Source organism: Albidovulum sediminicola (assembly GCF_025751575.1).
Lineage (GTDB): Bacteria > Pseudomonadota > Alphaproteobacteria > Rhodobacterales > Rhodobacteraceae > Albidovulum > Albidovulum sediminicola.
In genome coordinates, this window is the sequence record NZ_JAOWLA010000001.1 from 270314 (window position 1) to 291220 (window position 20907).

The following is a 20907-nucleotide window of genomic DNA, read 5'->3' on the forward strand; positions in this document are numbered from 1 at the left end:
GCCTGCGCCTGCGGGGCCGTTCCGCGGGTGGGGCATAAAATACAAGAATATCAACAGCGGAGATCTGACGAATGTTACACAGTCGCACATTGCTGGCTGCCACCGTGGCCGCGTTCGCGCTGCTCGGCGCGCCGGTCGCACAGGCGGAAACGCCCGCCGACACGCTGATCCAGGCCTGGGCCATCGACGATATCATTTCGCTCGACCCGGCCGAGATCTTCGAGTTCACCGCCTCCGAGATCGCGGGCAACGCCTATGAGGGGCTGATCGGCTACGACCCGGCCGATGTGACGAATATCTACGGCAAGATCGCCGAAAGCTGGGAGGTCGCGCCGGACGGCATGTCGATCACCTTCAAGATCCGCGACGGGCGCACCTTTGCCTCCGGCAACCCGATCACGGCCGAGGATGTGGTCTTCTCCCTCACCCGCGCGGTCAAGCTTGACAAGTCGCCCGCCTTCATCCTGACCCAGTTCGGCTTGAACGCCGGGAACGTGGACGAGATGGTGGTCCAGACCGGGCCCGACACCGTCCAGTTCAAGATGGACAAGCCCTATGCGCCGACGCTGGTGCTCTACTGCCTGACCGCGACCGTCGGCTTCATCGTCGACAAGAAGCTGGTGATGGAGCACGAGGCGAACGGCGATTTCGGCTATGAATGGCTGAAGACCAATTATGCCGGCTCCGGCCCCTTCACCATCCGCGAATGGCGCGCCAACGAGGCCGTGGTGATGGAGCGCAATGCGAACTATTCGGGCGACGCCGCGCCGATGGCGCGTGTGATCTACCGCCACATCCCCGAGGGGGCGACCCAGCGGCTGCTTCTGGAACAAGGCGACATCGACATCGCGCGCTCGCTGACCGCCGAGGAAATCGACGCGGTGCGCGCCAACCCGGACCTGAAGATCCAGGAAGGCCCCAAGGGGTCGATCTACTACCTCGGCCTGAACCAGAAGAACGAGAACCTGGCCAAGCCGCAGGTCCGTCAGGCGATGAAGTACCTGGTTGACTACCAGGCGATCGCCGACACGATCATGAAGGGCAAGGTCATGGTGCACCAGGCCTTCCTGCCGCGCGGCTTCCTCGGCGCGCTTGAGGACACGCCCTTCGCGCTCGACGTGGCCAAGGCGAAGGAGCTTCTGGCGGAAGCCGGGCTGCCCGACGGATTTGCTGTCACGATGGACACCCGCAACACGCCCGAGATCACGGGCATTGCGCAGGCGATCCAGCAGACCATGGCGCAGGCGGGTATCCAGATGGAGCTGATCCCGGGCGACGGCCAGCAGACGCTGACCAAGTACCGTGCGCGCAACCATGACATCTACATCGGCCGTTGGGGTCCGGACTACCAGGACCCGCACACCAACGCCGATACGTTCGCGCGTAACCCCGACAACGCCGACGATGCGGCCTCCAAGCCGCTGGCCTGGCGCAACGCCTGGGAAATCCCGGAGATGACGGCGATGGCCGACGCTGCGGTGCTCGAATCCGATCCGGCCAAGCGCGCACAGATGTATCTGGACATCCAGAGCGAGCATCAGCAGACCTCGCCCTTCGTGATCATGTTCCAGGAAATCGAGGTTTCCGCGATGCGCTCGAACGTCAACGGCTTCATCGTCGGCCCGTCGTTCAACGACAACAACTATGCCCATGTGACGAAGTGACATGAGCGATGATACCGACGGCGGAGGGCGCACGGGCGCCCTCCCTCGTATCCTGTGGAAGGTCACGAAGATTGCGGCGACGGTCGCGCTGACCTTTCTCGGCCTCCTAGTCGTGACCTTCCTGATCGGCCGGGTGGTCCCCGTCGATCCGGTTCTGGCCGTGATCGGCGACCGCGCGCCGAAGTCGGTCTATGACCGGGTCTTCATCGAGCTTGGCCTCGACCGGCCGCTTTACGAGCAGTTCTGGCTCTACCTGCAAAAGGTGCTGAGTGGCGATTTCGGGCAAAGCTTCCTGACCAAGCGCGACATCGCGGACGACATCGCCCGCGTCTTCCCCGCGACGCTGGAGCTGGCGACGGTCGCGATCCTGATCGGCACGGTCCTGGGTGTCCCGATGGGGGTCTGGGCGGCGGTCCGGCAGGGCCGGTTGGCCGACCAGGTCGTGCGTGTGCTGGGCCTTGTCGGCTATTCGGCCCCGATCTTCTGGCTGGGCCTTCTGGGGCTTCTGGTCTTTTACGCACGGCTGCACTGGGTCGCGGGACCGGGGCGGGTCGATATCGCCTATGAGTATTCGATCACGGTCAAGACCGGCCTTCTGCTTCTCGACAGCGCCATGCAGGGCGAATGGGAGGCGTTCGGGAACGTCATGTCCCATATCATCCTGCCCGCCTCGCTTCTGGGCTATTTCTCCATGGCCTATATCAGCCGGATGACGCGCAGCTTCATGCTGAACGAACTGGCGCAGGAATATGTCATCACGGCCCGCGTCAAGGGCGTGCCGGAATGGCGCATCATCTGGGTCCACGCGCTGCGCAACGCGGCGGTGCCGCTGGTCACGGTGATCGCGCTGTCCTATGCGAACCTGCTCGAAGGCTCGGTGCTGACCGAAACGGTCTTCGCCTGGCCGGGGCTGGGGCAATACCTGACCAACTCCCTCCAGAACGCGGACATGAACGCGGTGCTGGGCTCGACGCTCCTGATCGGGGCGATCTTCGTGGGGCTGAACCTCATGTCCGACCTGCTTTATTCGCTCCTTGATCCCCGCGTGCGGAGGCAGGCATGAGCAGCCTTTCCCGCCGCGACTGGCTTTTGTCCGACCAGCCCGCGTCGCGCCGTCAGGCGCGGCTTGGGCAGGCCTACCGGACCTGGCTTTCCTTCCGTTCCAACTGGCTGGCCATGGTCGGGCTCGCGATCGTGCTTGCGCTGATCCTCGTGGCGCTTTTCGCCGATGTGATCGCCCCCTACGACCCCGTCCTCGGCGGCGACCTGCGGACCGAGCGGTTCCTGCCTCTCTTCTCCGAGGGGCATATCTTCGGCACCGACGACCTCGCGCGCGACATCTTCAGCCGGATCGTCCACGGGTCGCGCCTGACGCTGATGGTCGTGGTGCTGGTCGCCGTCATCGCCACCCCGATCGGGCTCTTGGTCGGCACGACCTCGGGCTATTTCGGGGGCTGGGTCGATACCGTGCTGATGCGGCTCACGGACATCTTCCTGGCCTTTCCGCGGCTGATCCTCGCGCTCGCGTTCGTGGCGGCGCTCGGTCCGGGGATCGAGAACGCGATCATCGCCATCGCCATCACCTCCTGGCCGCCCTATGCGCGTCTTGCGCGGGCGGAGACGCTGACGATCCGCGACAGCGATTACATCAACGCCGCGCGGCTTCAAGGCGCGTCCTCGGCGCGTATCCTCTGGGGCCATGTGACGCCGCTTTGCCTGTCCTCGGTCGTGATCCGCGTAACCCTCGACATGGCGGGGATCATCCTGACCGCGGCGGGCCTTGGGTTCCTTGGCCTCGGCGCGCAGCCGCCGCAGCCCGAATGGGGCGCCATGATCGCCGCGGGGCGGCGGTTCCTGATCGACCAGTGGTGGGTCGCGACCGTACCCGGCATCGCCATCTTCATCGTCTCGCTCGGCTTCAACCTTCTGGGCGATGGCCTGCGCGACGTGCTTGACCCGAAGGCCCGCAAATGAGCCCGCTTCTGACCGTCGAAGACCTGCGCGTGACCTTTCCGACCCGCCAGGGCCCGTCCGAGGTCGTGCGCGGCGTATCCTTCACGCTGGGCCGCGAACGGCTCGGCATCGTGGGCGAAAGCGGATCGGGCAAGAGCCAGACGGGCCGCGCGATCCTGGGGTTGACGCCGCCGCCGGGCAGGGCCACGGCCAAGATCCTGGATTTCGACGGGATCGACCTGCGTGCGGCCAGGCCCGCGACCTGGCGCAGCCTCAGGGGCGCGCGCATGTCCATGGTCATGCAGGACCCGAAATTCTCGCTCAACCCCGTCATGACCGTGGGCCGCCAGATCGTCGAGGCGGTGAAATTCGGCGCCACCGGCACCCGGGCCGAGGCGCGCGACCGCGCGCTCGCGATGCTGGAGGCGGTGCAGATCCGTGATCCGGAGCGCGTCTTCCGCGCCTACCCGCACGAATTGTCGGGCGGCATGGGCCAGCGCGCGATGATCGCGATGATGCTGGTGACCGAACCCGACCTGCTGATCGCGGATGAGCCGACCTCGGCGCTTGACGTGACGGTCCAGGTGGAGGTCCTGCGCATCCTCGACCGGCTCGTGGCCGAGCGCGGCATGGGCCTGATCTTCATCAGCCATGACCTGCGGCTGGTGTCCTCGTTCTGCGACCGGGTTCTGGTGATGTACGCGGGCCGGGTGGTGGAGGAACTCAAGGCCTCGGAGCTGAAGCAGGCGCAGCACTCCTATACGCGCGGCCTGATGAACTGCCTGCCGCAGATCGAGGGCGGGCAGCGCCCGCTTCCGACGCTGGAAAGGGACGCGGCATGGGCGAAGTGATGATCACCGTCGACGGGTTGGAGGTCACGTTCCGCCGTGGCGGCGACACGGTGCGCGCGGTGCGCGGTGTCAGCTTCGAGGTGATGCGCGGCGAAAGCTTCGGCATCGTCGGCGAAAGCGGGTCGGGCAAGTCGACCGTGCTCCGGGCGTTTTGCGGGCTGGCGCCCACCAGCGCCGGGTCCGTCGCGATGGGCGGGCAGGGGCTGCAAACCCCACGGTCCGCCGCGTTCTTCCGCCAGGTGCAGATGGTGTTCCAGGACCCCTACGCCTCGCTCCACCCACGCCACACGGTGGACAAGGTCCTGTCCGAGCCGCTGGCCATCCATGGTTTCGACCGGCGGGAGGAGCGGATCGAGCAGGCCCTGGCGGAGGTCGGGCTGGGCGCGGGGTTCCGCTTCCGCTATCCGCATCAGCTCTCGGGCGGGCAGCGCCAGCGCGTCGCCATCGCGCGCGCGCTGATCCTCGAACCGCAGGTCCTGCTGCTGGACGAGCCGACCTCGGCGCTCGACGCCTCGATCCAGGCAGAGGTTCTGAACCTGCTGGACCGGCTGCGCGCCGAACGCGGGCTGACCTACCTGATGGTCTCGCACGACCTGGCCGTGGTGTCGCACATGTGCGAGCGGCTGATCGTCATGCAGCACGGCCGCGCCGTCGAGGAGCTTTCGCGCGCGGCACTGGCTGCGCACCGGGCGGAGACGGACTATACCCGCAAGCTGCTGGCGGCCTCCGAGGGCTACAGCCCCGCGCCCGGCTGACACGGGTCGCGGTCAGGCGATCCACTCGCTGACCGGGGCGGCGGCCTCGTTCAGGGGCTGGCTGAGGATGTCGACCAGCGTCGGGCCGGGATGGTTCGCCGCTTCGCGCAGGATGCCTTCCAGCTTCTCCGGGTCCTCGACCTGCCAGGCGCGCAGGCCAAAGGCCTCCGCCACCGCGCGGTGGTCGGTGCGTCCGAAATCGACCGAGTAATAGCGCCCCTCGAAGGCCGACCGTTGGCCGGCCTTGATCCAGCCGTAGACGGCGTTGGAAAAGACGATGAAGGTGATTGGCAGGTTCAGCCGCACCACCGTTTCAAGTTCCCCGCAGGTGAAGCCGAAGCTGCCGTCGCCCATCAGCGCCACGATCTTCTTGCCCGGCGCGCCGACCGCCGCGCCGACCGAGGCCGACAGCGCATAGCCAAGCGCCCCGTGCGCGCGGTTGGAGAAAAGCTTCCGCCCCGTCGTGCGCAGTTCGTAGAAGGCGGAGATATAGGGGCAGGGCGTGCCCGGATCGCCGACCACGATGGCGTCGTCGTCCAGCACCTTGCGCAGCGCGGCGATGGTGCGTTCGGGCCGGATCGGGCGCTCGGCGCTGGACGAGAGGCGATGAAACGCCTCCCATTTGCGCGCCTTAAGCGGCGCGATCGCCGCCGCCCCGCCGAAGCCCGGCTGGGCCCCGCGCGCCTCAAGCGCCGCGTTCAGCGCGTCGAGCGCCAGACGGGCATCGGAGACCACGCCGACCTCGGTCCGGTAGGAGGCGCCGATGACCTCCGGATCGCTGTCGATATGGACGATCCGCGTGCCCTTGGCGGGGTAACGCCAAAGCTCGGTCGTGACCGACCCCGCGCGGCATCCGATGAAGACGACAAGATCCGCCCGCTGCACGAGTTCGCGTGTCGCCGGGACGCCGCCGTTCGAGCCCACCACACCCACGCAGTTGGGATGCGTCTCCGCGATGCTGCCCTGGCCGGAGATCGTGGTGGCGACGGCGATATCCAATGCCTCGACAAAGCGGGCGAAGGCGGCCTCACCCCCCGCAAGGACGATGCCGCCCCCGCAGATCACGATCGGGAACCGCGCCGAGAGGATCGCGTCCAGCGCGGCTTCCACCGCCGCGGGATCGGCGCCGAACGGATAGGCCGGAAAGCGGGCATGGGCGGGGTCGGCCCAGATGTCGTCGGGGTTCGCCTGCCCCCGCTGCACGTCGATCGGCAGGCCCAGATGTGCCGATCCCGGCCGCCCCGTGGTCATGGTCCGGAAGGCCGTGCGCACCGCGTCGGGCACCGCGTCGGCATGCTGGATCACGGTGTTGAACTTGGTCAGCGGGCGCATCAGCCCCTGCTGGTCCAGTTCGGTCAGCGGGTAATGGCCCTTCGCCCGCGTCCCTACGTCCGAGGTGATCGCCAGCACGGGGACAGAGCTTTCGTTGGCCTCCACGAGCCCCGGCAGGATATAGGTTGCCCCCCCGCCCGAGGGCCCCTCGCACACGCCTACCTTCTTTGTCACGCGGGCGTAGCCGTCGGCCATGTAGGCGGCCGAGCGTTCGTCGCGGGTCAGGATATGCTCGATCTTGTGATCCAGCCGGTAAAGCGCGTCATAGAAGGGCAGCGTCGTGTCGCCGCACAGGCCGAAGATGTGGCGCACCTCGTAGGCGTCGAGCATCCGCACCAGGGCCTCGGCGCCGGTCATCGCGTTGGGTTTGGCTGTTTCGGCCATGGATCCCCCCATCGGGCTGGGTCGTCATGCGTGTCGTCCGATCTGAATACAGCATGATATTCGACGTCAAGTGCAGATTGCCCTCGGGTCGCCCGTGACCCCGGGGCGCAAGCGCATTGCGATCCCTTCGGCCCCGTGGCACCCTTCCCCCGATTAGACAAAGGAGGTTCGTATGCGCCTGCCGGGATTGCTTTTGCTTTCAGCACTTACGCTTTTTGGAACCCCGGCGCTCGCGCAGGATCGCGCCCTTGTGCCAGAGCGGCGGCTGGTGCTGACGGCGGATACCGATTTCTACGGCTCGGACCTTCGCGCCCTCTTCGACACCACGATCGAGGCCTGTTCAGCCGCCTGCCTGAGCGTGCCGGAATGCCAGGCGCTGACCTACAACGCCAAGGCGCATTCCTGCTTCCTGAAGTCCGACGTGACTGAGGCGCGGCCCTATGAACGGGCCATCTCGGGCCGGGTGATGGCGGCCGATCCGCCGGCCCTTGCCCGCGCGCCGGAGCGGGCGGCGGAGCTTTCCTTCCTGCGGGAGGAGGATTTCGCGGCCGCGTTCGACCTGGCGACCCGGCTGTCGCGCCTGCATCTGACGGGCGCCAACAGCAGCGAAGCGCTTCTGGCCGGCGTGGCAGAGGCGCGCCAAGCGGGCGATGCCGCCGGCGCGCTCCGGCTGCAGGGGGCGGCGCTGAACCTGACCGACGCGGCGGCCGACTGGACCGAATATGCTGAGCTTCTGATCGCCTATCTGGACCGCTTCGACGCCGACCGGTTCCTCAACCCGCAGACAACGGTCTCCGCCGCGCTCAACGCCTATCTTCGGGCGGAGCGCCCGGCGGTCCGGGCCAGCGCGCTTTTCACCCTTGCCCGCGCGTTCGAGGCCACGGGCCGCGGGCGCGACATGGTCCCCACCCTGCGCCTGGCGCAGGAGATCCAGCCCCGCGACGACGCGGCGGCGCTGCTGGAGGACGCGATCGGGAAATACGGCTTCCGCATCTCCGAACACGAGGTTGAGAGCGAGAGCGCAGCCCCCCGCATCTGCGCGACCTTCACCGAGGCGCTGGATGGCACGGGCTTCGACTACGCACCCTATGTCGCGCTGCCCGAAGGCGGTCTGGCGGTGGAAAGCGACACCAACCGGATCTGCGTGGGCGGTGTTCAGCATGGCAAGCGCTACGCGCTGACCTTCCGCGCCGGGCTTCCGGCGGCTGATGGCCAAAGGCTCGTCAAGGACGTGACGATCCAGGCCTATGTCCGCGACCGCGCGCCGTCGGTCCGCTTCCCGGGCCGCGCCTATATCCTGCCGCGCGCCACCGAAAGCGGCATCCCGGTCGAAACCGTCAACGCGCCGCATCTGACCCTGACCCTTTGGGCGGTTTCCGATCGCAACCTCGTCGCGGCTTTTCGCGAGGATTTCGTGGGCCGGCCGCTCGACTACTGGACGGCGGAATACTTCACCAGCCAGTACGCCGCAGAGGTCTGGCGTGGCGCCGCCGACACCGCGCCGGGCGAGGTCAATCGCGACGTGACCACCCGGTTGCCGCTGGACGCCGCGCTGACGGACCTGGGCCCCGGTATCTACGCCCTTCAGGCGCAGGTCGCGGACAGCGATCCCGACCTGATCCCGCCCGCGACGCAGTGGTTCGTGATCTCCGACATCGGGTTCACGACGATGCAGGGGGCGGACGGGCTGCATGTCTTTGCCCGCAGCCTTGGCGATGCCTCGGCCAAGCCCGGGGCGACGGTCACGCTGATTTCGGCCGCCAACGCGGTCCTCGCCACGGCCGAGACGGACGCGGAGGGCTACGCCCGCTTCGCCCCGGCGCTGGTTTCGGGAACCGCAGGTCAGGCGCCCGCGCTGCTCACGGTCGCGAAGGGGGACGACTTTTCCTACCTGTCGCTGAGCGAGCCTGAGTTCGACCTGTCCGACCGGGGTGTCGCGGGCCGGCCCGCCGCGCCTGCCGTCGATGTTTTCCTGTCGACCGATCGTGGTGCCTACCGCGCGGGTGAGACGGTGAACGCCACGATCCTTGCCCGCGACGCCAATATGTCCGCGATCGAGGGGTTGCCGTTGACAGTGCGGCTCGTCCGTCCCGACGGGGTGGAATATGCCCGCGCGCTGGCCCCTGACGCGGGGGGCGGGGGGCGGGCGGTGTCCTTCGCGCTGGCGGGCTCCGCCCCGCGCGGAACCTGGCGGATGGAGGCACGGGCCGAGGAAAAAGGTCCGATCCTCACCTCCCAGTCCTTCCTGGTCGAGGACTTCTTGCCCGAACGCATCGACTTCGACCTGACGATGGCGGAGGGGCCCCAGGCGCTGGGCGCCACGGCGGAGATCGCCATCGACGCGCGCTACCTGTTCGGCGCGCCTGCGGCCGAGTTGCCCATCGAGGGCGATTACCGCATCAGCGCCGCCCGGGACATGCCGGACCATCCCGGCTACAGCTTTGGCCGCCATGACGCGGACTTCCCCGTCTATTTCGACTACGTCGCGGACCCCGGCGCGACCAATGCCGATGGCAAGGCCCGCCTCCAGGTCACCCTGCCGGAACTTGGCCCGGAAGCCGCCCGACCCCTGAGCGTGCGCTATGGCGTCCGGCTCCTGGAAGGCTCCGGTCGCCCGGTCGAGCGCGGGCTGGAACGGCTGGTCCTGCCCGCAAGCCCCGTCATCGGGATCAAGCCCGCGTTCGAGGACGGCGTATCGCCGCAGGGCCTCCCGGCGGAGTTCCGGCTGATCGCGCTGGGCCCGGACGCCCAGCCCGCGGCGCTGAAGGTGCGCTGGCGGCTCAACCGGTTGGACCGCCGCTACCAGTGGTATGCGCTCTACGGCCAGTGGAACTGGGACGTATCGACCGTCCGCACGCGGGTCGATGAGGGGACGGCGGAGCTTGGCGATGCGCCGGTCCGGATCGAGGGGCAGGTGGAGTGGGGCGAATACGAACTTTTGGTCGAGCCCGCCGACGGCGCGCCCGGCGCGGCCTCGGTTTCGTTCTACGCGGGCTGGTACGCCCCGGCGGACACGGCCAGCACGCCCGATACGCTTGAGCTGTCGCTCGACAAGCCCGCCTACCGCGCGGGCGATACCGCCCGGCTCAGGATCGTGCCGCGCACGGCGGGGGTGGCGCTGGTCAGCGTCGTCTCCAACCGGCTGATCGCGATGAAGGCGGTCGAGGTCACGGAGGGCGAAAACACGATCGACCTGCCGGTGACCGCCGAGTGGGGGGCGGGTGCCTATGTCACGGCCTCGGTCCTCAGGCCGATGGACGCGGCGGCGGGCCGCACGCCTGCCCGGGCGCTGGGCCTGTCCTATGCGCCGGTCGATCCCGGCGCGAAGCGGCTTGCCACCACGGTCGAGGTCGCGCCCGAGGCCGATCCGCGCGGCCCGCTGCCCGTCGCGGTCCGCGTCGAAGGGATCGCGCCGGGCGAAACCGCGCAGGTCACGCTTGCGGCCGTGGATCTCGGCATCCTGAACCTGACCGGCTTTGACGCGCCCGATCCCGAGGGGCATTATTTCAGTCAGCGGCGGCTGGGCATGGCGATACGCGATGTCTATGGGCGCCTCATCGACGGCCAGAACGGCGCCATGGGCCAGGTCCGGTCCGGCGGTGACGCAGGCGCCGCGCGGCTCCAGTCTCCGCCCCCGACGGAGAAGCTGGTGGCCTATTTCTCCGGTCCCCTGACAGTGGGCGCGGATGGCTATGCACGCACCGAATTCACGCTGCCGGCGTTCAACGGGACCGTTCGGGTGATGGCGGTTGCCTGGACCAAATCAGCGATCGGCCAGGCGAGGGCAGAGGTTCTGGTGCGCGATCCGGTCGTGGTCACCGCCTCGGTTCCACGTTTCCTCGCGCCCGGTGACGAAACCACGCTGAGGCTGGAGGTCGTGCATGCCGCCGGGCCGTCTGGCCGTATGGGTCTCGATGTCTCGGCCACGGGGCTCGACCTGGGCGCGGCGCCATCTGGTCTCGATCTGGCCGAGAAGGCGAAGTCGGTCATCACGGTTCCCATCGCCGCCCCCAAGGGAGAGGGCGACGCGACGATCCGGGTGGCGCTGAGCACGCCGGACGGGCGGCAGCTGGTCAAGACGCTCGACCTGCCGGTGCGCGCCAACGACCCCGAAACGCTGCGCCAGCACCAGTTCACGCTGGCGCCGGGGGCCTCCTTCACGCTCGACGGCGATGTCTTTGCCGACTACCGGACGGGTACGGGGCGCGCGACGCTGGCGCTTGGCCCCATCGCGCGGTTCAACGCGCCGGGCATCCTCGCCGCGCTCGACCGCTACCCCTATGGCTGCACCGAACAGATGACCTCCAAGGCGCTGCCGCTGCTCTATTTCGAAGAACTGGCCAGCGCCATGGGCAGCGCGGGCGACACCGGCGGCATCCGCCAGCGGGTGCAGGAAGCGATCGGAGAGATCCTGCTGAACCAGTCCTCCGGCGGGGCCTTCGGGCTTTGGTACCCGGATTCTGGCGACCTCTGGCTCGATGCCTTCGTCACCGATTTCCTGAGCCGTGCGCGCATCCAGGGCTATAAGGTGTCGGACACCGCTTTCCGCAACGCGCTCGACAACCTCAGGAACCGGCTGAACTACGCGCCGGAGTTCGACGAGGACGGCGGCCCCTACGCCTATGCGATGATGGTCCTGGCGCGGGAGGGCGCGGCGGCGATCGGCGATCTGCGCTACTATGCCGATGTCCGGGCCGGGGCCTTCGACACCCCGATCGCGGCGGCCCAGCTTGGCGCTGCGCTGGCGTCCTACGGAGACCAGCGGCGCGCCGACGCAATGTTCCGGCAGGCCGCCGAGATCCTGTCGCGCAACGGCCTGGCGGAGGCCGAGGCGCAGCTTTGGCGGGCCGACTACGGCACCGGCCTGCGCGATGCGGCGGCCGTCCTGGCGCTCGCGACAGAGGCGGGGTCAGAGGTCGTTCCCGCCGATGCCATCGGCCAGTCGGTGGCGGCGGCCCTTGCCACCCGCCCGCTTTCGACACAGGAGGCGACCTGGGCGCTGCTTGCCGCGCACGCCATGCTGGGCTCGGACGCAGGTGCGCGCTTTAGCGTCGATGGCGCGCCGCTGACCGGGCCCATGGTCCGCATGACGGCGGACGGGGACGGCGCCCCGGCCCAGGTGATCACCAACAGTGGCGGGGCGGAGGCGACGCTGACGCTGTCGACCTTCGGGGTGCCCGCGGCGGCGGAACCCGCAGGCGGCAACGGCTATGCGATCACCCGGCGCTGGTTCACCCTTGAGGGGGAGGAGGCCGACCCTTCCGACGTGGCCCAGGGCACCCGGCTTGTCACCGTGATCGAGGTCACGCCCTTCGGTGGCGGAGAGGCGCGGCTGATGGTGAATGACCCTCTGCCCGCCGGGTTCGAGATCGACAACCCGAACCTGATCCGCAGCGGCGATGTCGCGGCGCTCGACTGGCTCGATACGGTCGAGACGACCCGGAGCGTCGAGTTCCGGCAGGACCGGTTCCTCGCCGCCGTCGACTGGACCTCTCCCGAGCCATTCCGCCTGGCCTATGTCGTCCGTGCGGTTTCCCCCGGCAGCTATCACCTGCCCGCCGCGACGGTCGAGGACATGTACCGCCCCGATTACCGCGCCCGTTCGGAGGCGGGTCGGGTCCGGGTCGGCGGCTAGATGCGCGCGCGCGGCTTCATCCTGGCGGCGGCCCTGCTGCTTGTCGGTGGGTTCGTGCGCGATGCGTTCGACACCTGGGTTGCGGCGACGGACTTACCGCCCCTGGCCGTCGAAACCTCGGTCGAGGTGCGGGACCGTGACGACAACCTCCTGCGGGCCTTCACCGTCGGGGATGGCCGCTGGCGGCTGGAGCCGGGCCCGGTCGATCCGCTGTTCGTGGCGATGCTGACCGCCTATGAGGACCGGCGCTTTTTCAGCCATGGCGGGGTCGATCCGCTGGCGATGCTGCGCGCGGCGGGGCAGGCGCTTGCCAACGGTCATATCGTCTCGGGCGGCTCGACTTTGACGATGCAGGTCGCGCGGTTGCTCGAAGAGGGCGGGACCGGGCGCTGGGCAGGCAAGCTGCGCCAGATCCGCGTCGCGCTGGCGCTGGAACGGCGGCTCACGAAATCGGAGATCCTGGACCTCTACCTGCGCCTCGCGCCCTACGGCGGCAACATCGAGGGGGTGCGGGCGGCGGCGCTGGCCTATTTCGGCAAGGAGCCGCGCCATCTGACCCCGGCCGAGGCCGCGCTTCTGGTCGCGATCCCGCAAAGCCCCGAGACTCGGCGCCCCGACCGCCACCCCGGCGCTGCGGCCGAGGCCCGCGCCCGCGTGCTGGACCGGATGGAGCGGGCGCGGGTCCTGAGCCAGGACCGCGTGGCCGCGGCGGAAACCGAGCCTGTCCCCACCCTGCGCCGCGACTTCCCAGATCACGCCGCGCTTTTGTCCGAGGCGCTGCGCCGGGCCGATCCCGTCGCGCGGCTGCACCGGACGACGATCCGGGCGCCGCTTCAGGCGTCTCTGGAAACACTTGCGGCGCAGGCGGCGCGCCGCGCGGGCGAGCAGTTGTCGGTCGCGATCGTGGTGGCCGATCACCGGACGGGGGAAATCCTTGCCTCCGTTGGCACGGCGGAGTGGGGGGACGCGAGGCGGAAGGGCTTCGTGGATATGACGCAGGCGCTGCGGTCCCCTGGATCGACGCTGAAGCCTTTCGTCTATGCGCTGGCCTTCGACCAGGGGCTGGCGCATCCCGAAACGCTGATCGACGACCGGCCGATGGCCTTCGGCACCTACGAGCCGCAGAACTTCGACGGCCGGTTCCGCGGCACGCTCCCGGTGCGCGAGGCGCTGATCCAGTCGCTGAACCTCCCCGTGGTGAGCCTGACCGAGGCGCTGGGCCCCGCGAACCTGCTGGCCACGCTCCGTCGGGCGGGGGCGCGGGCCGAGGTGCCCGGCGGGCGGCCGGGACTGGCCGCGGCGCTGGGGGGCTTGGGGATCTCGCTTCAGGACCTGGTGCAGGGTTATGCGGGGCTGGCGCGGTTGGGGCGTCCGGTCAGGCTTTCGGCGGTGCCGGGCGCGGCGGGGCCGCTGCCCCAGTCGCTGTTCGGGGCGGAGGCCGCCTGGCAGGTCATCGACATCCTGGCGCAGCTTCCCCCGCCCGCCGGGGCCGCGCCGGGGCGGCTTGCTTACAAGACCGGCACCAGCTACGGCCACCGGGACGCGCTGGCGGTGGGGTTCGACGGGGCGCATGTCGCCGGGGTCTGGATGGGGCGGGCGGATGGCACGCCGGTCCCCGGCGCCTTCGGCGGCGATCTGGCGGCGCCCATCCTGTTTGAGGTCTTCGGGCGGCTGAAACCCCGTTTCGATCCGCTACCCCCGCCGCCTCCCGCCACGTTGATTCTGCCCAACGCCCGGTTGCCTCAGCCGCTGCGCCAGTTCCGCCCTCGCGGCGCCGTTTTCGCCATGGCCGCGCCGGACGCCCCCAAGGTCGCCTTCCCCCCGGACGGAGCGGCCATCGAGGCACCCGACGGCACGGTCGCGGTGCGTGTCCGCGACGGCACCGCGCCTTTCGTCTGGATGATCAACGGCACCCCGGCCTCAGCCGGGCAGAGCGCGCGCGAAACGCTGCTGGCGCTTGGCGGGCGCGGGTTCTACCGCCTCTCGGTCATCGACGCGGAGGGGCGCAGCGCGGCGGTCTCGGTGACGCTGAACTGACCGCTTGGCCTCTGGCCTCGCCGCCGCTAAGAAGACGATCCGCAGTCATGGAGGATCCCTTGGACACGACCCAGCGCATCGCCCGGACCATCGCCGAGGAAATCGGCGCCAAGCCCCAGCAGGTCAACGCCGCGGTGGAGCTTCTGGACGGGGGCGCGACGGTCCCTTTCGTCGCGCGCTACCGCAAGGAGGTGACGGGTGGCCTTGACGACACGCAGCTTCGCAAGCTGGCCGACCGGCTCGACTACCTGCGCGAGCTTGAGGCACGCCGCGTCGCGATCCTGTCCTCGATCACCGAGCAGGGCAAGCTGACGGACGAGCTTTCGGTCGCGATCGGCCGGGCCGAGACCAAGGCGGAGCTTGAGGACATCTACCTGCCCTACAAGCCCAAGCGCCGCACCAAGGCGATGATTGCGCGTGAAAACGGGCTGGCGCCGCTGGCGGAGGCGGTCCTGGCCGACCGCGCCGCCGATCCGGAGGCGCTGGCGGCGGCCTATGTGAGCGAAGCGGTCCCAACCGTGAAGGACGCCCTGAACGGCGCGCGCGACATCGTGGCGGAGGGGCTCACGGAAAACGCGGGCCTTCTGGGCGACCTGCGCGCCTTCATGCAGCGCGAGGCAGAGATCCTCGCCCGCGTCGTGCCGGGGCAGGAGGAGAAGGGCGCCAAATATTCCGACTACTTCGCCCATACCGAAGGCTGGGCCAAGATCGCCTCCCACCGGGCGCTGGCGATCCTGCGGGCCGCGAACGAGGGCGTCGTGACCATCGACATCGCGCCTGCGGGCGAGGATGGCGGCAAGCGGGCCGAGGCGATGGTGGCCGCGGCTTTGGACGCCCGGGGGGCGGGGCCGGGCGACCAGTGGCTGCGCGCGGCGGCGGGCTGGACCTGGCGGGTGAAGCTTTCGACCTCGATGATGCTGGACCTGCTGTCGGACCTGCGCGCGCGGGCGCATGAAGAGGCGATCGGCGTCTTTGCCCGCAACCTCAAGGACCTGCTGCTGGCCGCGCCTGCCGGGGCCAAGACGACGCTGGGGCTCGACCCCGGCATCCGCACAGGGGTTAAGGCGGCGGTTGTCGATGCGACCGGCAAGCTCTTGGCGACCGCGACGCTTTATCCCTTTCCACCGAAAAGCGATCTCCTGGGGGCCGAGGCGGCGTTGCTGGCATTGATCGCCCGGCATGGGGTTGAGCTGATCGCCATTGGCAATGGCACCGCCAGCCGCGAGACCGAGCGGCTGGTCGCGGACACGCTCAAACGCCTGCCCAAGGGGGCGAAGATGCCGACCAAGGTCGTGGTGTCCGAGGCTGGGGCCTCGGTCTACTCGGCCTCGGAACTTGCGGCGCGGGAATTCCCGGAACTTGACGTTTCGCTGCGCGGCGCGGTGTCCATCGCGCGGCGCTTGCAGGACCCTCTGGCCGAACTGGTGAAGATCGAGCCGAAGTCCATCGGCGTCGGCCAATACCAGCACGACGTGGACCAATACCGCCTCGCGAAATCGCTGGAGGCGGTGGTGGAGGACGCGGTGAACGCCGTGGGGGTGGACCTGAACACCGCCTCGGCCGCGCTTCTGACGCATGTGTCGGGCCTAGGGCCGGGGCTGGCGGAGGCCATCGTCGCCCACCGCGACGCTAACGGCCCCTTCCGGTCGCGCAAGAAACTGCTAGACGTGTCGCGCCTGGGGCCGCGGGCCTTCGAACAATGCGCGGGTTTCCTGCGCATCCGCGAGGGGGAAGAACCGCTCGATGCCTCCGCCGTCCACCCGGAGGCCTATGAGGTCGCGCGCAAGATCGTGAAAGCCTGCGGGCGCGACATCCGGGCCTTGATGGGGGACACCTCCGCCCTGCGGCGGTTGAGGGCCGAGGATTTCGTCACCGGCAGCTTCGGCCTGCCCACGGTGCGCGACATCCTGGCGGAACTGGAAAAGCCCGGCCGTGACCCGCGCCCCAGCTTCGTCACCGCGAATTTTGCCGAGGGGGTCGAGGACATCAAGGACCTGAAGCCGGGCATGGTCCTGGAAGGCACGGTGACGAACGTCGCGGCCTTCGGCGCCTTCGTCGATATCGGCATCCACCAGGATGGGCTGGTGCATGTCAGCCAGTTGGCCGACCGTTTCGTCAAGGACCCGCATGAGGTGGTGAAGGCCGGCGACGTGGTCAAGGTCCGCGTGACCGAGGTGGACGTGCCGCGCAAGCGGATCGGGCTGAGCATGCGCAAGGACGGCGGGGCGTCCGCGCGCGAGGACAAGGCATTGCGCAACGACGCGCCGAAGTCCGGCGGCAAGCCGGGCGGGACGAAACGCCCGATGAGCGCAAGCCCCGCGCCCTCGCAGGGTGCCTTCGGGGCAGCGCTGATGGACGCGCTGAAGAAACGCTGAGGCCAAAACGAAATCGGCGCCCCGCGGGGCGCCGATCCTTGTTCCGGTCTGGGCGAGGACCTCAGCCCTTCTTCAGGCAGCGGTTGCCCAGCGTCTCGGCGATCTGCACCGCGTTCAGCGCCGCGCCCTTGCGCAGGTTGTCCGACACGCACCAGAGGTTCAGGCCGTTGTCGATCGTCGAGTCCTGGCGGATGCGGCTGATGTAGGTCGCGTATTCGCCGACGCATTCGATGGGCGTGATGTAGCCACCGTTCTCGCGCTTGTCGACGACCATGACGCCCGGCGCCTCGCGCAGGATGTCGCGGGCCTCGTCCTCATCCAGGAAGTCCTCGAACTCCAGGTTGATCGCCTCGGAATGGCCGACGAAGACCGGCACGCGCACACAGGTCGCGGTGACCTTGATCGACTTGTCGAGGATCTTCTTCGTTTCGGCCACCATCTTCCACTCTTCCTTGGTCTCGCCGCTATCGAGGAAGACGTCGATATGGGGGATGACGTTGAAGGCGATCTGCTTGGTGAACTTCTTCGGCGCGACCTCGTCGGTCGGGTTGTAGATCGACTTGGTCTGGTCCCAAAGCTCGTCGATGCCGGCCTTGCCCGCGCCCGAAACGGACTGATAGGTGGAAACCACGACGCGCTTGATGCGCGCGCGGTCATGCAGCGGCTTCAACGCCACGACCATCTGCGCGGTCGAGCAGTTGGGGTTCGCGATGATGTTGCGGGTCTTGTACTGCTCCACCGCTTCCGGGTTCACTTCCGGCACGACCAGCGGGATTTCCGGGTCGTAGCGATAGAGCGAGGAGTTGTCGATCACCACGCAGCCCGCCGCGGCGGCCTTGGGCGCATAGACCTTCGTCGCGTCCGAGCCCACCGCGAACAGCGCGATGTCCCAGCCGGTGAAGTCGAACGTGTCCAGGTCCTTGGTCTTGAGGGTCTTGTCGCCAAACGAAACCTCGGTGCCAAGCGACTTGCGGCTGGCAAGCGCGGCGATCTCGTCGACGGGGAATTCCCGCTCGGCGAGGATGTTCAGCATTTCGCGGCCCACATTCCCCGTGGCGCCGGCGACAACGACCTTGTAGCCCATCTGGGGGTCTCCTCAAGTTAAGGACGAGGCCCCTTAGCCGAAAGCGTTGCCCAATGAAAGGGCTAGTTGCGGCAGTGCGGCATATGTCTTAGCCGCCTGTCAGCCCGATGCGCGGGTCGCGGGCGGTCAGCGCCTCGACCCAGGCCTTCTCGGCCGCGAAGTCATGGGGAACCTGCGCGGCGCTCCGGCTTCCGGTCAGCGAGAGCGAGGCGAAGAAGTCGAATCCGTAGAGGTCCAGCCGTTCAAGCCCGCTTTGGGCCAGAAGGTCGATCATCATCAGCCCGGTGGTGGGCGGGGCGCCGAGCGTGTCACGCAACCGGGACCAGTCGGCCAGTGGATGCAGGTAGAAGCCGGGGTCCCGGGCGATGTCCCAGGGCAGGCGCTTGCGCTTGTGCGACATCCACAGGACGCGCGCCGGGTTCAGGCGGCGAAGGTCGCCCGGGCCTGGCTTCACGGCCAGCGCCAGCCAGTCGGTGCGGGTGCCATGGCTTCGGGCGTCAGGCATCGGCGCGCGGTTGACGCGGATGACGAGGTCGGCCCCGTCGATCGCCGGGCCGAAGGCGCCCTCGGCCAGAGACCGCGCATTTCCGACCAGCGCCACGCGCCGCCCGGCCAGATCGGCCAGAAGCGCGGGCTTGCCGCAGGACAGCGCGGCCAGCGGCGCCTCATGCCGCAGGGTGCGCGCGATCAGGAATCGCAGCAGGTTTGCCGGAGCGCCGCTCATTGGGCCTCCTCCTCGTCCAGGTCGTCGGGCACCGCACCGGGGGGCTGGCCTTTCCAACGCCGATGGGTCCAGAGCCACTGGTCCATATGCGCGCGCACCTGGCGTTCGAGGTCGTCGTTCAGCGCCCGCGTCATGGTCAGCGCGTTGCTGTGGGGGACCGGCGCTTCGAACCAGAGCGTGAAGCCGCCGTCCGTGCGCCGGATGCCGTAGCAGGGCAGCACCAGCGCGTCGTAGCGCAGCGCCATCTCGGCGACCGCGAGGCCGGTCATCGCGGGGCGCCCCATGAACATCACCGGCTCGCCCAGGCTCGTGTGCTGGTCCAGCACCACGCCCACCATCCCGCCGTCGCGCAGGAAGCGGACCATGGCCGCCATGCCCTGGCGGGTCCGCGAAAAAAGCGGCTGGCCGATGCGGGAAATCGTGGCGACGTAGTGTTCGTTGAAGAAGGGGTTGCGCATGGGCTTGTAGAGCCCGCCCACGCGGTAGCCCCGGGCGATCAAGGCGGCGCGCAGGGAATCGTAGTTGCCGATATGGCCCGTCACCAGAAGGACGCCGCGCCCTGTCCGCTGCGCCTCTTCCAGCGCGGGAACGCCGGGCCCCTGGAAGGGTTCGTCCCTGACCCGCGCCTTCAGATCCTCGGGCGAGTATAGCTCGACGAGCGTGCGCCCGATGTTGGCCGGAACCGCACGGGTCAGGCGGCGGGCCTCCGCCTCCGGCAGGTCGGGCAGAACCAGCGCCAGGTTCTCGCGGACCCGCGCACGGTAGCCCGCGATCGGCGCCACCAGGCCCGAGACCAGCCGCGCGCCGAGCGCACGGCGGGCGTCGAAGGGCAGAAGACGCAGAACGGCCAGCATCGCGCGGATCGCCCGGTCGGTGATCCAGTGGTTCAGCCGGCGCAGCTTCTGGGAAAGTGTCGGGGCTTTGGTCACGGGTATCCGGCGGTTGCGGGGCCGGCATGTCTCGGCGGCCATCGGTTTGGTTTCTGGTAGCCCAAGGCCCGCGCCCATGCAACTTGCCGGCGCGCGCGCGGGCGCTCAGACGTTCGCCAAAAGGCCGCGGTAGATGGCGACCAGGCGCGCCGCCTCGCCCTCGATCCGGTGGTTGGCCAGGACATGGGCGCGGCTTGCCGGTCCGGCCTCCGCCAGGCGGGCGGGCGCGTCGATCCATTCGGCGATGGCCCCCGCCAGCGCCGGGATGTCGCCGGGCGGGACAAGGGTTCCGGTCTGCCCCTCGGTGATCAGCTCCTCGAAAGCGCCGACGCGGGTGGCGACGACCGGCACGCCGCAGGCCATCGCCTCAAGCGGGGTCAGGCCGAAGCCCTCCCACCGTTGCGGGGCGACATAGAGATCCAGCACCCGGTACCAGTCGGCGATGCGGTCCACCGGCACCTCGGGCGGAAACAGGATGCGGTCGGTGAGCCCCGCCGCCGCGACCTTGTCGCGCAGCCCGGCCAGAAAGGCCGTGTGTTCGGCCGTCGCGCGCCCCATCACCAGGGCCACCGCCTGCGGACGGGCGCCCAACAGGGCGATCGCCGCGTCGACGAAGGCATCGGTGCCCTTCTGCGCGCGGATGCGGCCGTAGCAGCCGAAGATCACCGCGTCCTCGGGCAGGCCCAGGCTGCGGCGCAGCGCCCGCCGGTCCGGGGCGGGGGAAAACCCCTCGGTCCCGATGCCGTGAAGGACGACATCGGCGGGCCGCTCAAGATAGGCGGCGGTCTTGCGCGAGGTCGCGATGACGCGGTCCATGCGCCCGATCAGCCACTTGGTGTAGCGGCTGTGCCTGCGCTGCGAGGCCGAGGTGAACAGAAGCCGCAGCCGCCGCCGCAGGACGCCGCGCAGAAAGAGGCCAAGCAGCATCTCGGTATTGCGCCGGGCGTGCCAGACACGCACCCGGTCGCGCGGTAAAAGGAAACAGCGCCAGAGCGGCAGGTGGGGAATATCGGCGGGCAGGCCCGGGCCGGTGGCCGCGATGCCGATCATGCCCGCCTGGATCGGGACCAGCCGCGCGATCGTGGCGGTCACGCCCGACAGGCGCCGCTTGAGGTTCGGGGCGATCACATCGATCCTGGACGGGTCCATCTGCATGGCGCCTCCTTTCCAGACCTGCCTAGCGC

13 protein-coding genes are annotated in these 20907 nt (G+C 69.1%); 8 read left to right on the forward strand and 5 right to left on the reverse strand.

Annotated features, from left to right (window positions below; all coding sequences use genetic code 11):
• Positions 1-71: 71 nt before the first annotated feature.
• From OE647_RS01360 to OE647_RS01380, 5 genes are read left to right on the forward strand one after another with little or no spacing between them, the layout of a single operon-like run.
• Positions 72-1664 (forward strand): ABC transporter substrate-binding protein, encoded by a 1593-nt coding sequence (locus OE647_RS01360; RefSeq protein WP_263719791.1) that lies wholly within the window; start codon positions 72-74, stop codon positions 1662-1664.
• 1 nt (position 1665) lies between these two features.
• Positions 1666-2727, forward strand: coding sequence for an ABC transporter permease (locus OE647_RS01365; protein ID WP_263719792.1), 1062 nt, complete (start codon positions 1666-1668; stop codon positions 2725-2727).
• Positions 2724-3638: an ABC transporter permease gene (locus OE647_RS01370; RefSeq protein WP_263719793.1), complete on the forward strand. Its 915-nt coding sequence runs from the start codon at positions 2724-2726 to the stop codon at positions 3636-3638. The genes OE647_RS01365 and OE647_RS01370 overlap by 4 nt, the downstream gene beginning before the upstream one ends.
• Positions 3635-4468 carry an ABC transporter ATP-binding protein gene (locus OE647_RS01375; protein WP_263719794.1) on the forward strand — a complete coding sequence of 278 codons (834 nt, stop codon included), beginning with the start codon at positions 3635-3637 and terminating at the stop codon, positions 4466-4468. The genes OE647_RS01370 and OE647_RS01375 overlap by 4 nt, the downstream gene beginning before the upstream one ends.
• Positions 4456-5223, forward strand: a complete 768-nt coding sequence (locus OE647_RS01380) for an ABC transporter ATP-binding protein (protein WP_412174911.1) — start codon at positions 4456-4458, stop codon at positions 5221-5223. The genes OE647_RS01375 and OE647_RS01380 overlap by 13 nt, the downstream gene beginning before the upstream one ends.
• Before the next feature lie 12 nt (positions 5224-5235).
• Here OE647_RS01380 and OE647_RS01385 read toward each other — a convergent pair whose 3' ends face one another.
• A complete protein-coding gene (locus OE647_RS01385; RefSeq protein WP_263719795.1) occupies positions 5236-6939 on the reverse strand; it encodes a thiamine pyrophosphate-binding protein in 1704 nt (567 codons plus the stop codon).
• Positions 6940-7111: 172 nt separating this feature from the next.
• Here OE647_RS01385 and OE647_RS01390 point away from each other — a divergent pair, with 172 nt between their 5' ends.
• The 3 genes from OE647_RS01390 to OE647_RS01400 are packed head-to-tail and all read left to right on the forward strand — an operon-like array spanning position 7112 to position 16986.
• Positions 7112-12574 carry an alpha-2-macroglobulin family protein gene (locus OE647_RS01390; RefSeq protein WP_263719796.1) on the forward strand — a complete coding sequence of 1821 codons (5463 nt, stop codon included), beginning with the start codon at positions 7112-7114 and terminating at the stop codon, positions 12572-12574.
• Positions 12575-14611: a penicillin-binding protein 1C gene (gene pbpC / locus OE647_RS01395; RefSeq protein ID WP_263719797.1), complete on the forward strand. Its 2037-nt coding sequence runs from the start codon at positions 12575-12577 to the stop codon at positions 14609-14611.
• Positions 14612-14670: 59 nt separating this feature from the next.
• On the forward strand, positions 14671-16986 hold the full coding sequence (locus OE647_RS01400; protein WP_318527921.1) for a Tex family protein: 2316 nt from the start codon (positions 14671-14673) through the stop codon (positions 16984-16986).
• Positions 16987-17047: 61 nt separating this feature from the next.
• On the opposite strand, the gene OE647_RS01405 is transcribed toward OE647_RS01400, so the two are convergent.
• The 4 genes from OE647_RS01405 to OE647_RS01420 form a co-directional block, all read right to left on the reverse strand.
• Positions 17048-18070 (reverse strand): aspartate-semialdehyde dehydrogenase, encoded by a 1023-nt coding sequence (locus tag OE647_RS01405; protein WP_263719799.1) that lies wholly within the window; start codon positions 18068-18070, stop codon positions 17048-17050.
• An 88-nt stretch (positions 18071-18158) separates the two neighbouring features.
• A complete protein-coding gene (locus OE647_RS01410) occupies positions 18159-18794 on the reverse strand; it encodes a glycosyltransferase family 29 protein (protein ID WP_263719800.1) in 636 nt (211 codons plus the stop codon).
• Positions 18791-19723 carry a lysophospholipid acyltransferase family protein gene (locus OE647_RS01415; RefSeq protein WP_263719801.1) on the reverse strand — a complete coding sequence of 311 codons (933 nt, stop codon included), beginning with the start codon at positions 19721-19723 and terminating at the stop codon, positions 18791-18793. Before OE647_RS01415 ends, OE647_RS01410 begins: the two co-directional genes overlap by 4 nt.
• A gap of 105 nt (positions 19724-19828) precedes the next feature.
• Positions 19829-20878, reverse strand: coding sequence for a glycosyltransferase family 4 protein (locus OE647_RS01420; RefSeq protein ID WP_263719802.1), 1050 nt, complete (start codon positions 20876-20878; stop codon positions 19829-19831).
• Between the last annotated feature and the right edge of the window lie 29 nt (positions 20879-20907).

Excerpts from the sequence above, each read along its gene's own strand:
- OE647_RS01410 (WP_263719800.1), bottom strand. The coding sequence starts at position 18,794 with ATGAGCGGCGCTCCGGCAAACCTGCTGCGATTCCTGATCGCGCGCACC.
- OE647_RS01390 (WP_263719796.1), top strand. The coding sequence starts at position 7,112 with ATGCGCCTGCCGGGATTGCTTTTGCTTTCAGCACTTACGCTTTTTGGA.
- OE647_RS01365 (WP_263719792.1), top strand. The coding sequence starts at position 1,666 with ATGAGCGATGATACCGACGGCGGAGGGCGCACGGGCGCCCTCCCTCGT.
- pbpC (WP_263719797.1), top strand. The coding sequence starts at position 12,575 with ATGCGCGCGCGCGGCTTCATCCTGGCGGCGGCCCTGCTGCTTGTCGGT.
- OE647_RS01360 (WP_263719791.1), top strand. The coding sequence starts at position 72 with ATGTTACACAGTCGCACATTGCTGGCTGCCACCGTGGCCGCGTTCGCG.
- OE647_RS01375 (WP_263719794.1), top strand. The coding sequence starts at position 3,635 with ATGAGCCCGCTTCTGACCGTCGAAGACCTGCGCGTGACCTTTCCGACC.
- OE647_RS01380 (WP_412174911.1), top strand. The coding sequence starts at position 4,456 with ATGGGCGAAGTGATGATCACCGTCGACGGGTTGGAGGTCACGTTCCGC.
- OE647_RS01420 (WP_263719802.1), bottom strand. The coding sequence starts at position 20,878 with ATGCAGATGGACCCGTCCAGGATCGATGTGATCGCCCCGAACCTCAAG.
- OE647_RS01370 (WP_263719793.1), top strand. The coding sequence starts at position 2,724 with ATGAGCAGCCTTTCCCGCCGCGACTGGCTTTTGTCCGACCAGCCCGCG.
- OE647_RS01405 (WP_263719799.1), bottom strand. The coding sequence starts at position 18,070 with ATGGGCTACAAGGTCGTTGTCGCCGGCGCCACGGGGAATGTGGGCCGC.
- OE647_RS01385 (WP_263719795.1), bottom strand. The coding sequence starts at position 6,939 with ATGGCCGAAACAGCCAAACCCAACGCGATGACCGGCGCCGAGGCCCTG.